This window comes from Paraburkholderia monticola (assembly GCF_001580545.1).
GTDB lineage: Bacteria > Pseudomonadota > Gammaproteobacteria > Burkholderiales > Burkholderiaceae > Paraburkholderia > Paraburkholderia monticola.
In genome coordinates, this window is sequence record NZ_LRBG01000038.1 from 1 (window position 1) to 12,260 (window position 12,260).

9 protein-coding genes and 1 tRNA gene are annotated in these 12,260 nt (G+C 64.8%); 5 read left to right on the plus strand and 5 right to left on the minus strand.

Annotated features, from left to right (window positions below; genetic code table 11):
* Positions 1-442 precede the first annotated feature (442 nt).
* Positions 443-904: a hypothetical protein gene (locus CI15_RS27585; RefSeq protein WP_062134277.1), complete on the minus strand. Its 462-nt coding sequence runs from the start codon at positions 902-904 to the stop codon at positions 443-445.
* Positions 905-1,252: 348 nt separating this feature from the next.
* Here CI15_RS27585 and CI15_RS36795 point away from each other — a divergent pair, with 348 nt between their 5' ends.
* The 4 genes from CI15_RS36795 to dhaK all read left to right on the plus strand — a co-directional run bounded on the left by CI15_RS36795 (position 1,253) and on the right by dhaK (position 5,212).
* Positions 1,253-1,564, plus strand: a complete 312-nt coding sequence (locus CI15_RS36795) for a hypothetical protein (protein ID WP_153041212.1) — start codon at positions 1,253-1,255, stop codon at positions 1,562-1,564.
* Positions 1,565-1,595: 31 nt separating this feature from the next.
* Entirely contained in the window at positions 1,596-3,086 is a 1,491-nt protein-coding gene (locus CI15_RS27595; RefSeq protein ID WP_062134284.1) for a M81 family metallopeptidase, read from the plus strand.
* Between the two features lie 78 nt (positions 3,087-3,164).
* A tRNA-Val gene (locus CI15_RS27600) sits at positions 3,165-3,241 on the plus strand.
* Positions 3,242-3,508: 267 nt separating this feature from the next.
* A complete protein-coding gene (dhaK, locus tag CI15_RS27605) occupies positions 3,509-5,212 on the plus strand; it encodes a dihydroxyacetone kinase subunit DhaK (RefSeq protein WP_062134287.1) in 1,704 nt (567 codons plus the stop codon).
* Positions 5,213-5,254: 42 nt separating this feature from the next.
* On the opposite strand, the gene CI15_RS38115 is transcribed toward dhaK, so the two are convergent.
* The 4 genes from CI15_RS38115 to selD all read right to left on the minus strand — a co-directional run bounded on the left by CI15_RS38115 (position 5,255) and on the right by selD (position 8,759).
* Positions 5,255-5,389 (minus strand): hypothetical protein, encoded by a 135-nt coding sequence (locus CI15_RS38115; RefSeq protein ID WP_277621146.1) that lies wholly within the window; start codon positions 5,387-5,389, stop codon positions 5,255-5,257.
* Positions 5,390-5,425: 36 nt separating this feature from the next.
* Entirely contained in the window at positions 5,426-6,481 is a 1,056-nt protein-coding gene (locus CI15_RS27610; protein WP_062134290.1) for a permease, read from the minus strand.
* 25 nt (positions 6,482-6,506) lie between these two features.
* Positions 6,507-7,574, minus strand: a complete 1,068-nt coding sequence (mnmH, locus tag CI15_RS27615) for a tRNA 2-selenouridine(34) synthase MnmH (RefSeq protein ID WP_062134293.1) — start codon at positions 7,572-7,574, stop codon at positions 6,507-6,509.
* 126 nt (positions 7,575-7,700) lie between these two features.
* The gene (selD, locus tag CI15_RS27620) at positions 7,701-8,759 is read right to left on the minus strand and encodes a selenide, water dikinase SelD (protein WP_062134295.1); all 1,059 of its coding nucleotides are present in this window, start codon (positions 8,757-8,759) and stop codon (positions 7,701-7,703) included.
* A gap of 423 nt (positions 8,760-9,182) precedes the next feature.
* Between selD and fdnG the strand changes: the two genes are divergently transcribed.
* On the plus strand, positions 9,183-12,251 hold the full coding sequence (gene fdnG / locus CI15_RS27630; RefSeq protein WP_153041213.1) for a formate dehydrogenase-N subunit alpha: 3,069 nt from the start codon (positions 9,183-9,185) through the stop codon (positions 12,249-12,251).
* The last annotated feature ends 9 nt before the right edge of the window (positions 12,252-12,260 follow it).

The following is a 12,260-nucleotide window of genomic DNA, read 5'->3' on the forward strand; positions in this document are numbered from 1 at the left end:
AAAATGTTATTTGCAGTCCTATCTGATAGCATCTTAGTATTAAATACTTGCAGTCCACGGTTAGGATAAGCGCGCGCCATCCACAAGATGACATCACCTATCTTTTATCCATTACAATTAAACGGCCACACCCGACATCGACAAGTAAGGAGTAGTCGGCAACGTCAGATGTGTATAAGAGACAGCCCGAACAGGACCGTGAAACGACTCCACGCCGATGATAGTGCGGATTGCCCGTGTGAAAGTAGGTAATCGTCAGGCTCCTCACCCCGTCAGAAACCCCACCCCCTACAGGGTGGGGTTTTTGCGTTTACGCGCCGATTTTGCGCATTTCATCATTTTCCAGTCCGAAGCGCATCCGCGTAACCCGTCAGTTCCCGACACGCTTGCCTAACCTCCGTGCCCTTTTGGTTTACGCGGTGAGTACTTCTACAAAAAAGCGCTAAGCCCGCTTACGCGCCAGTGCCCGATCGGATGCACCCGCAATAAAACGGTCGAGCCTTTCACTGGCCTCGGTAACCGCCCAAAGCGGAGCGCGATGCAATTGCCGATCGTAACTGGTCGCGATCGATGCAAAGAGCTCGAACCCCGCATCGTCGAGGCTCCATTCGTCGCGTTCCCGACCGGCGTCGAACATCCTCGCGGAGGCGCGGTCCGCCGCGTGGAGCTCTTCATGACTCATCGAACCGAAGCCGGCATCGGCCAGGTAGCTGGTCAGCAGCATGATCTGCGTGAGCGTTTGTGCGTCGCTCTTCGTGCCGACGCCGCGGCGCAGTGCATCGAGCGACAGATGAACTCGCAATGCGAGATCGTCGGCGATCTGACGCGCGATGGGCAACAGCATGGCTTTGGCATGCCGCGCGCGGGCGGCGCCAGTGTTGCGGAAAGGAATCGGTTGTGCCATGGAGATCCAAGGGGGTTGCCTGAGCACATGCAATAACGGCGCGCTTCGCAAAAGGTTGAGCCTTCATTGCATCTTGCGCGCTTTCCTTGACGAAAACGTTTGCTAGTGGCCACTTCCGCGCAGATTGCCGGTACCTCGAGGCGCGTGAAGTCGAGCGGATTCGCGCCGTAGGCCCCCGCGTTGCGTCGTCCGCTTCCGCCGAATCCAGCGCTTTTGCCGCTCATGCTTACTTACTGAAAGGCGTCGACGCGCCGCGTCCTCGCGCACGGCCGGCCATCTGCCTCGTCCAAAACCTCTCTATCATGGCAACTGGAACGACGCCCATCAGGAAGCCGACCTGAGCAAGTCGTGGCCAATGACGCATCGCTCACCACGACGGATCAACCATGGCGCGCGCCCTGCACACAAGCAGCCTGCAAGCAGGGCAACAACGCCACAAACAGCGCAAGCAACGGTGCAGAGACCTCCTTCGCGAGCGACATCGAACAGATCGCCGACCATCCGCGCACTGGGTCGCCGACCTCGGGCAGAGCGCGCTGCGCCTTGGTCTTTCGTCGATCGGGCGTGATCAGCGACGTGGGCCACGACGCAGTCCACCTGGCACGCGTCGCGCCGACCACCCGAAAGCAAGCTGCAACGCGCCGCTGCAAGCGATGCTGACCGCAACGTCAAAGTCGGGGACCTTACGCTCATGAAAATCCTGATCGCACGAATGAACCACGAGACCAACACGTTCTCGCCGGTAGAGACCCCACTGGCCGCATTCGGCCGCTACGGCCCGAGCTACGCACGTGCCGCATTCGAGGAAAACAAAGGCATGCAAACGGCGATGGCCGCGTTCATCGACGCCGCCGAGCGCGCGCACGCCGAGATCGTGACGCCGATCTCCGCAATGGCGAATCCGAGCGGGCCGGTCGATGCCGCCGCCTACGATGCGATCTGCGACGCGATCGTGACCGCCGCAACGGGCTGCGACGCCGCACTGCTCGATCTGCACGGCGCGATGGTCGCCGAGAATTCGACCGATGGCGAAGGCGATCTGCTCGCGCGCGTGCGTGCGTTGCTGCCGCACGCGCCGATCGCGGTCGCGCTCGATTTGCACGGTAACGTCACGCAGAAGATGATCGACAACGCGGATGTCATCGTCAGCTTCAAGACCTATCCGCACGTCGACATGTACGAGACTGGCGCGCACGCGGCGCGGTTGCTGTTCGACATGATCGAGGGCCGCGCGCAGCCGATGATCGCGTGGCGTCAACCGCCACTGCTGACGCACACGCTGCGCAGCGCGAGCGCCGACGGAGCGATGAAACGCGCGCTCGATGCCGCGCGCGCCGCCGAGGCCGACGGCATGCTCGCGGTGTCGGTGCTGGCCGGCTTCTCGCTCGCCGATATTCCCGCGCCGTGCATTAGCGTCGTCGTCGTGAGCAATGGCGAGCGCGCCGCTGCGGAGGCGGTCGCTGAGCGCATCGCGCGACAGATCTGGGACGAGCGCGACGATTTCGTTTATCGCAGTGCGCCGCTTGCCGAATCGGTCGCGCGGGCGGCCTCGCTTGCACGCGGCGCGGACAAGCCGGTGCTGCTGCTCGATCACGGCGACAACTGCATGTCGGGCGGCACGTGCGACACGATGGATCTGCTCGAGGAAGCATTGAAGCAGGGCCTCGAAGGCATCGTCAGCGGGCCGTTGTGCGACCCGCAGGCGGTCGCGGCGTTGGCGGCCGCGAATGTCGGCAGCACGGTCACGCTCGCGATCGGCAACAAGCTCACGAACGATGCATTGCCGGCGCGTTCGCCGCTTGCCATGAGCGGCGTCGTGCGCGCGCTGACCGACGGCGAATACGTGATCAGCGGCCCGACCTACACCGGCCAGCGCGCCTACATGGGACGCGCGGCCGTGCTCGACACCGGCACGGTAAAGCTCGTCGTGACCGAGCGCACGCATGAGCCGTGGGACCTCGGCGTGTTCGAGAGCGTCGGCATCGATCCGCGCCGCGCGCGTTTTCTGTTGCTCAAATCGCGGATGTATTGCCGGCCGGTGTTCATGCCGATCGCGGCGGCACTCGTCGAATGCGATAGCCGCGGCGTCACCAGTTCGGACTATGCTCTGTTCAGCTTCGAGCACGTGAAGCGACCGGTTTATCCATTGGATCCACACACCGAATGGGCCACGACCAACTGATCCAGATGCACGCCTCGCGATAAATCGCGGCAAGGGCTTGTGCAGTGCGCGACGAGTCTCTATAATTCGCGCCTCTAAAGGCTCGTAGCTCAGTTGGTTAGAGCACCACCTTGACATGGTGGGGGTCGTTGGTTCGAATCCAATCGAGCCTACCAACGCATCTGTGACGTAGACGAAAGCGGTTCCGCTTTCGTCTACGGTCCAGTCAAAATCCTTCCAGTCTTTCCCCCAGCATCGCCGTTCGGCATCCCATCCCCTGCGTTTTCGTTGTCTGCTTGCGCCTCGAAGCTCGCGCGCTATCGCGTCGTCGTTCGTCAAGGCGCGGTACAGTTAGGCCTTCCCCTTTCGCCGCCGATCCGACTGCCGTTCGCATCGCATCGTAGGGTCACGCTATGTCGGCAGCATCCAACGGAGCTGACGCAATGAAGAAGCTCATCAACGATGTGTCCACCGTCGTCCCCGACATGCTCGACGGGCTCGTCGCGCTCAATCCCCATCTCTCGCTATTGCAGGGTGGCACGATCGTCGTGCGCGCCGATGCCGAGGCCGTGGCCGCACGCGGCGAGGTCGCGCTGATCTCGGGCGGCGGCTCGGGCCACGAGCCCGCCCACGGTGGCTACGTGGGCAGCGGCATGTTGAGCGCGGCGGTGGCCGGCGAGGTCTTCACGTCGCCGTCCACCGATGCGGTACTCGACGCGATCCGCGCAGTGACCGGCCCCGCGGGCGCGCTGCTGATCGTCAAGAACTACACGGGCGACCGCTTCAACTTCGGCCTCGCGGCCGAAATCGCGCGCGCCGAAGGCATCCCCGTCGAGATGATGATCGTCGCCGACGACGTCGCGTTGAGCGCGAGCGGCGATCACGCGGGCCGTCGTGGACTCGCGGGCACGGTGCTGGTTCACAAGATCGCGGGGGCGGCGGCCGCGCGCGGTTTGCCGTTGACCGAGGTCGCGCGGATCGCTCGCGAGGCGGCCGCGTCGCTCGGCACGATGGGCGTCGCACTGACACCCTGCACGGTGCCGGCCGCGGGCAAGCCGGGCTTCGAGCTGGCAGATGGCGAAATCGAATGGGGCCTCGGCATTCATGGCGAACCCGGCGTGGCGCGGGGGGCGCTGGAGCCTGCCGACGCGATCGTCGGCAAGCTGCTGACGAAGATCGTCGACGATCTCGCGTTGCAGGCAGGCGAGCGCGTCGCGCTGCTCGTCAACAATCTGGGGGGCACGCCGTCGAGCGAACTCAACGTGGTGGCCGGCGCCGCGCTGCGCGAGCTCGACCGGCGCGGCATCGAAGTCGCGCGCGCGTGGGCGGGCACATTCCTGAGCGCGCTCGAAATGGCCGGCGTCTCGCTGACACTGCTGCGTGTCGACGACGACCGGCTGAACCTGCTCGACGCCGCCGCACAGACGAGCGCATGGCCAGCGCTGAGCGGACGCATCGCGCCGGTCGCGGTGCGCGCCGCGCCATCGGCACCGCAAGGCGCGAGCGGCGCGACGCTTGCACGTGACGCGACGCTGCGACGCGCGATCGAAGCGGTCTGCGAGTGCCTGCTGGCAGCCGAGCCGACCTTGACCGAGCTGGACCAGCGCGTCGGCGACGGCGACCTCGGCATCAGCCTCGCGCGCGGCGCACGTGCGGTGCAGCTCGAACTCGATTCCTACGCGTCGGAGACGACGCCGGGCGCGGTCTTGCGCGCAATCTCGGCGACGGTGCGGCGCGTGGTGGGCGGCACGTCAGGTCCGTTGTACGCGGTGATGCTGCTGCGCGCGGCGGTCGCGCTCGAACAGTCGGGCGAGACCACCGCGCGGCAATGGGCGGCGGCGTTCAGCGCCGGTGTCGATGGATTGATGGAGTTGGGTGGCGCGAGGCCAGGCGATCGCACGATGGTCGATGCGCTAAAGCCCGCCGCCGAAGCGCTGCATGACGCGCTCGCTCAGGCGGCGTCGACCGATGCCGCGTTGCAAGCCGCGGTGGCCGCGGCAACCGATGGCGCGTTGCGCACCGCATCGATGCATCCGCGACGCGGGCGTTCGAGCTACGTCGGCGAACGCGCGCTCGGTCATGTGGACCCCGGCGCGCAGGCGGTGGCGTTGTGGCTCGCGGCGATTCGTGACGCGCTGGCGACTTAGCCACACAGTCCGCGAAGCGAGCGGAGAGAATCGACGCGGCCCTCAGGGCCGCAGCAGATCAAACCCCGCGAGCGCCACGACGCCGCTCAGCACGATCAACGCCACCGAATGCTGTCCCAGGTACAGCAGCCCGGCGGCGGACCAGCAGGTTACGGCAAATGCGGCAATGCGTTTCATGCTTCCTTCTTCTACAGCTCAGACTCGAGAGCCCATTCAAAAGCCCAATGCAACGGCCAGCAAACCGCTGGCTACACCACACACCGCTACCGCGCAGGTCACCACCGTCAGCACGCGCCGCGGAAACGACCGCGCGAGCATCGCGAGCGACGGCACGCTGACGAGCGGCAGCGTCATCAGGAGCGCGCCGGCGGGGCCGGCGGCCATGCCGAACGACAGCATCGCCTGAATGATCGGCACTTCGCCGGCGGTCGGAATCACGAACAGCGTGCCGGCGATCGACAGCGCAATGATCCACAGCAGGCTGTTGTCGATATCCGGGCCGATATGCGGAAACAGCCACGTGCGCGCCGCGCCCAGAATCAGCACGAGCACGATGTATTCCGGCACGAGCCGCAGCGTCATCCGGCCGAGAATCTTGATCCAGCGCGAGAACGCGGTGCCCGGATCGTCGGCGCTGACCAGTTGCGCGACGGCCTCACGCGACGCTTCCGCTTCCTGCGGCGTGACCATGCGGTTCACGAGGTAGCCGAGGCCGAACACCATCACGATGCCGAGCGCGAGCCGCAGGCCCATCCACTGCCAGCCGAGCACGAAGCCCATGAAGATCAGCGTCGCGGGATTCAACGCGGTATTGCCGAGCCAGAATGCAATCGCCGCGCCGGGTGCCGCTTCGCGTGCGCGCAGGCCCGCGACGACCGGCGCCGCGCAGCAGGTGCACATCATGCCCGGCAACGACATCAGGCCGCCTTTGACGACGCTGTTGAAGTCGGCGCGGCCGAGCGCGCGCGCGACCCACTGCGGCGGAATCAGCGCCTGCACCGCGGAGCCGAGCAGCAGCCCGAGCACCATCGCCTGCCAGATCGCCTTGCCGTAGGCGAGCGCGTAATCGATCGCCGCTTGCCACGAGGCTGCCGGTGCGCTGGCCGACGTGCCCATCAGGATCGACTTGCCGATCGAATGCTGGCTCGCGGCGACGAACGCGCGGTTGTAGTACGGAAACCACTTCACATAGAAGAGACCGACCACGGCGATCAGCAGGAACACGATCCAGCCAAGCTTGACGCGGGGTTGCTGAAGGGTTGATTGCATGATGGTTGTGAATTGTCGTTAGAGGTCAGCCGATGACGAGCGTGCTGCTGTCAAGTTGCGCGAGCAGCGTTTTCGCCTGTTCGACGACGTCGGCGTCGTTCGGGCGGAATTCGAGTTGCAGCGCATCCGGCAGTTGCTCGAAATGCTGGCCGCTGCTGCGCGCGTACGCGGGATCGTAATGCCGTTCGATCAGCTCGCGCGCGAGTTCGGCGCGCTGGTTCCCGTCGACGAGCTGCAGCCAGCCCGCGATCCGCTCGCGGCTGTGCAGGCCGATCAGCCGTTCCAGCTGTCCCTTCAGATAGTCGGGATGATCGAACAGATGGGCGTAATCCTGCAGCAAGAACGCCGCGCGATCCTCGCGGCTCGAGTGCACCTCGACGCACGCGCCGCGATGAAACGTTTCGAGCAGCGCGAGCGGCAGCGTGACCGAGCCGATGCGCCGGCTTTCCGCCTCGACGAACACCGGCCGGTTCACGTCGAAGCCGCGCAGCGCGGTGACGAGCAGCGTGTCGAAACCCTTTTGCGACGGCTGCGACACGCCCGCATAGGCGCCGAGCAGCGAGCCGCGGTGCGACGCGAGCGCCTCGAGGTCGAGCGTTTGCGCGCCGGCCTCGTGCAACGCCGACAGCAGGCGCGTCTTGCCGCTGCCGGTGGGGCCGACCAGCGCGATATAGCGGAAGCGGCGCGGCAGGGTTTCGAGCGTCTCGAGCGTCGCGCGTCGATAGCTTTTGTAGCCGCCGTCGAGTTGCCGCGCCGGCCAGCCGATCATGTTGAACAGCGTCGTGACCGAGCCCGAGCGCTTGCCGCCGCGCCAGCAGTAAATCAGCGGGCGCCAGTTGCGCGGCCGGTCGGCGAAGGTGGTTTCCAGATGGTGCGCGATGTTGCGTGCGACGAACGCCGCGCCGAGCCGGGTGCCCTCGAACGGCGACACCTGCTTGTAGGTCGTGCCGACCAGCACGCGTTCCTCGTTGCTCAGCACTGGCGCGTTGGTCGCGCCCGGAATATGGTCTTCCGCAAACTCGAGCGGCGTGCGAACGTCGACGATTTCATCGAAATCGCCGGCTTTGTCGAGGCTGACCAGAAGGTTTTTCAAGGGAGTAGGGACGAAACAGACTGCGGGAAGAGCGAAATTATCGCATGGGCGGCCGGTTCGGGCCGGTTCGGGCCGATTGCGCGTCCTCTTTCCGCGTTCTGCGGTGGCGTCCCTCAGTCGCCTTCCTCAGACGACTTCCACCCGCGCCTCCCCGCTCACCATCTCGCCGATCACGCGCGCGTCGGCGAAGCCATCGGCGCGGAACAGCGCGAGCACCTCGTCGACCGCTTCCGGCGCGCACGACACCAGCAGCCCGCCCGAGGTCTGCGGATCGGTCAGCAGCGCGCGGCCCGCGGGTGGCAACGTGGCGGGCAGTACGACGTCGTGGCCGTACGCATCCCAGTTGCGGCCGGAGGCGCCGGTGAAGATTCCGGCCTGGGCGAGGCTCGCGACGTTCGGCAGCCACGGCAGGTCCGCATAGCGCACCCGAGCGGTCAGTTTCGAGCCGCGCGCGAGTTCCAGCGTATGGCCGAGCAGGCCGAAGCCGGTGATGTCGGTCAACGCGTGCACGCCGTCGAGCCGCGCCAGTTCGGCGCCCGGCCGGTTCAGCTTGGTGGTCGCGCCGATCATCGCCGCATAGCCGGCCTCGTCGAGCCGGTCTTTTTTCAGCGCCGCGGACAGAATGCCGACGCCGAGCGGCTTGCCGAGGATCAGCACGTCGCCGGCCTGGCCGCCCGCATTGCGCTTCACCCGCTTCGGATCGACGACGCCCAGCGCGACGAGGCCGTAAATCGGCTCGACCGAGTCGATCGAATGGCCGCCCGCGAGCGGGATGCCCGCCTCCGCGCAGACCGATTCGCCGCCCTTCAGCACGGCCGCGATCACGTCGTGCGGCAGCACGTTGATCGGCATGCCGACGATCGCGAGCGCCATGATCGGCTTGCCGCCCATCGCGTACACGTCGGAGAGCGCGTTGGTCGCGGCGATGCGGCCGAAATCGAACGGGTCGTCGACGATCGGCATGAAGAAGTCGGTGGTCGCGACGATCGCCTGATCTTCGTTGAGCTTGTAGACGGCGGCGTCGTCAGCGGTGTCGTTGCCGACCAGCAGGTCGGGGAAGAACGGCAGCGGCGCGCTGCGCTTGAGCAGATCGGCCAGCAGGCCGGGCGCGATCTTGCAGCCGCAGCCGCCGCCGTGCGACAGGCTCGTGAGGCGGGGCGACTGGCTTGCTTGGGCTTGGGTCATGGGGGCGGGAGGTCGGGTTCGTCGAATGACCGCATTATGAGGGTTGTATTCACAGTATGCAGCGTCGCCGCAGGGGCGCGCCGGCCCTATCCCGAATCAATTGTGCGATCGAAACGTGCGTTTTGAAAAAAAAGCGCATTTCCGTAGCACCGCGAAAATACACATGCGTTGACAATTACCGTCCTGATTATCACGCGATTGGTAAGCTTTACTTACTGCTGCACATTGCCTTGTGCACCGTCTTTCGACTGAGGTTTTCGCGATTCGTGAACCGCCGAGGCAGCCGGTTCGGACGAGGAACCCATTTCAAGCGACCGTCGCCTGTGTTACTTATCCGGGTGGCGAATGCACTACGTTCAAGCTGCATGTCGCGAAATCGGCACCTATAATCAATTTCGTCCCCGAAAGAGTCGAGGCCATTCAATGACGCAAATGACTCGGCGACAATTTCTGAAGGTCTCTGCCACCACGCTCACCGGATCGAGCCTGGCCCTGATGGGCTTCTCGCCGACACCCGCGCTGGCCGAAGTCCGTCAGTACAAACTGTCGCGTACGACTGAAACCCGCAACACCTGCCCGTACTGCTCGGTGGGCTGCGGCATCCTGATGTACGGCCTTGGCGACGGTGCCAAGAATGTGAAGACGAGCATCATCCACATCGAGGGCGACCCCGACCATCCGGTCAATCGCGGCACGTTGTGCCCGAAGGGCGCGAGCCTGATCGACTTCATCCATAGCGAGAGCCGCCTGCGTTACCCCGAGTACCGCGCGGGCGGGTCGAACGAATGGAAGCGCATCTCGTGGGAAGACGCGCTCGATCGCATCGCGAAGCTGATGAAGGAAGACCGCGACGCGAACTTCGTCGAGACGACCGAGGACGGCAAGAAGGTCAATCGCTGGCTGACCACGGGCATGCTCGCGGCCTCGGCAGGCAGCAACGAGGTCGGTTATCTGACGCACAAGACTATTCGTAGTCTTGGGATGCTGGGATTCGACAATCAGGCGCGTGTCTGACATGGCCCGACGGTGGCAGGTCTTGCCCCGACGTTTGGCCGTGGAGCGATGACGAACCATTGGGTCGACATCAGAAACGCGGACGTGATTCTCGTGATGGGCGGCAATGCGGCCGAGGCGCACCCATGCGGTTTCAAATGGGTCACCGAAGCCAAGGCGCACCGCAGGGCGCGCCTGATCGTGGTCGACCCGCGCTTCAATCGCACGGCGTCGGTCGCGGACTACTACGCGCCGATCCGCACCGGCACGGACATCGCGTTCCTTGGCGGGGTGATCAACTATCTGCTGACGAACGACAAGATTCAGCACGAGTACGTGAAGAACTACACGGACATGTCGTTCATCGTCCGTGACGACTTCGCGTTCAACGACGGCCTGTACTCCGGCTACGACGCCGACAAGCGCAGCTATGACAAGACCACGTGGGACTACGCGCGCGGCGACGACGGCTTCGTGAAGGTCGATCCGACGCTGCAGGACCCGCGCTGCGTCTATCAGCTGATGAAGCAGCACTACTCGCGCTACACACCCGAGCAGGTCGAGAAAATCTGTGGCACACCGAAGGAGAAGTTCCTGCACGTGTGCGAGATGCTGGCATCGACGGCCGTTCCCGGACGCGCCGGCACGATTCTGTACGCGCTCGGCTGGACGCATCACTCGGTCGGCTCGCAGAACGTGCGCAGCGGCGCGATGGTGCAGTTGCTGCTCGGCAACATCGGGATCGCCGGCGGCGGCGTGAATGCGCTGCGCGGCCACTCGAACATCCAGGGCTTGACCGACCTCGGGCTGATGTCGAACCTGCTGCCGGGCTACATGACGCTGCCGACGGAAGCGGAGCAGGACTTCGACGCGTACATCGCGAAGCGCGCCACCCAGCCGCTGCGGCCGAACCAGTTGAGCTACTGGCGCAACTATCGCGCGTTCCACGTCAGCTTCATGAAGTCGTGGTGGGGCAACAACGCGACGGCCGAAAACAACTTCGGTTTCGACTATCTGCCGAAGCTCGACAAGTCCTACGACATGCTGCAGCAATTCGAGCTGATGCATCAAGGCAAGATGAACGGCTATATCGCGCAGGGCTTCAACCCGCTCGCCGCGGCACCGTGGAAAGCGAAGATCAGCGCAAGTCTGGCGAAGCTGAAGTGGCTGGTGATCATGGATCCGCTCGCCACTGAAACGTCCGAATTCTGGAAGAACTATGGCCCGCACAACGACGTCGACGCGGCATCGATCCAGACCGAGGTGTTCCGTCTGCCGACCACCTGCTTCGCGGAAGAGCGCGGCTCGCTGGTCAGCTCGAGCCGGGTGCTGCAGTGGCACTGGCAAGGCGGCGACGGCCCCGGCGAGGCGAAGAGCGACCTCGAGATCATGTCGGGGCTGTGGACGCGGATCCGCGACGCTTATCGCAAGGACGGCGGCAAGTATCCCGATCCGATCCTGAACCTGAACTGGCCGTACTCGAACCCGCAAAGTCCGACACCCGAAGAGCTCGCGATGGAGTTCAACGGCCGTGCTCTCGCGGACGTCACCGACCCGACCGACAAGACCAAGGTGCTGGCGAAGAAAGGCGAACAGCTCGCGGGCTTCGCGCAGTTGCGCGACGACGGCTCGACCGCGAGCGGATGCTGGATCTTCTGCGGCGCGTGGACCCAGGCGGGCAACCAGATGGGCCGCCGCGACAACTCGGACCCGACCGGTGTCGGCAATACGCTGAACTGGGCGTGGGCCTGGCCGGCGAATCGCCGAGTGCTGTACAACCGCGCATCATGCGACACGACCGGCAAGCCGTTCGATCCGACCCGCAAGCTGATCGCGTGGAACGGTAGCACGTGGTCGGGCGCCGACGTACCGGACTTCAAGATCGACGAGCCGCCTGAAAACGGCATGAATCCGTTCATCATGAATCCGGAGGGTGTCGCACGCTTCTTCGCGCGCGACGGGATGGCCGAAGGTCCGTTCCCCGAACACTATGAGCCGTTCGAAACGCCGCTCGGCTACAACCCGATGCATCCGAACAACAAGCTGGTCGTCAGCAATCCGGCCGCGCGCGTTTTCCCGGGCGACCGGGCCGCGTTCGGCTCGCACGAGAACTTCCCGCATACCGCGACCACTTATCGTCTGACCGAGCATTTCCACTACTGGACCAAGCACGCGCGTCTGAACTCGATCATCCAGCCTGAGCAGTTCGTCGAAATCGGCGAAGACCTCGCGAAGGAGATCGGCGTGGTGGCGGGCGAGCGCGTCAAGGTCTCATCGAACCGCGGGTACGTGGTGGCCGTCGCGGTCGTCACCAAGCGGATCAAGCCACTGATGATCGAAGGCAAGAAGGTACAGACGGTCGGGCTGCCGCTGCATTGGGGCTTCAAGGGGCTCACGAAGCCGGGCTATCTCGTCAACACGCTGACGCCCTCCGTGGGCGACGGGAATTCGCAGACACCGGAATTCAAGTCGTTCATCGTCAAGGTCGAAAAGGCATAAGGGGAAGAG

What these genes read in the sequence shown, in the direction of transcription:
- CI15_RS27585 (WP_062134277.1), bottom strand. Translation starts at nt 904, where the DNA reads ATGGCACAACCGATTCCTTTCCGCAACACTGGCGCCGCCCGCGCGCGG.
- CI15_RS27595 (WP_062134284.1), top strand. Translation starts at nt 1,596, where the DNA reads ATGAAAATCCTGATCGCACGAATGAACCACGAGACCAACACGTTCTCG.
- dhaK (WP_062134287.1), top strand. Translation starts at nt 3,509, where the DNA reads ATGAAGAAGCTCATCAACGATGTGTCCACCGTCGTCCCCGACATGCTC.
- CI15_RS38115 (WP_277621146.1), bottom strand. Translation starts at nt 5,389, where the DNA reads ATGAAACGCATTGCCGCATTTGCCGTAACCTGCTGGTCCGCCGCCGGG.
- CI15_RS27610 (WP_062134290.1), bottom strand. Translation starts at nt 6,481, where the DNA reads ATGCAATCAACCCTTCAGCAACCCCGCGTCAAGCTTGGCTGGATCGTG.
- selD (WP_062134295.1), bottom strand. Translation starts at nt 8,759, where the DNA reads ATGACCCAAGCCCAAGCAAGCCAGTCGCCCCGCCTCACGAGCCTGTCG.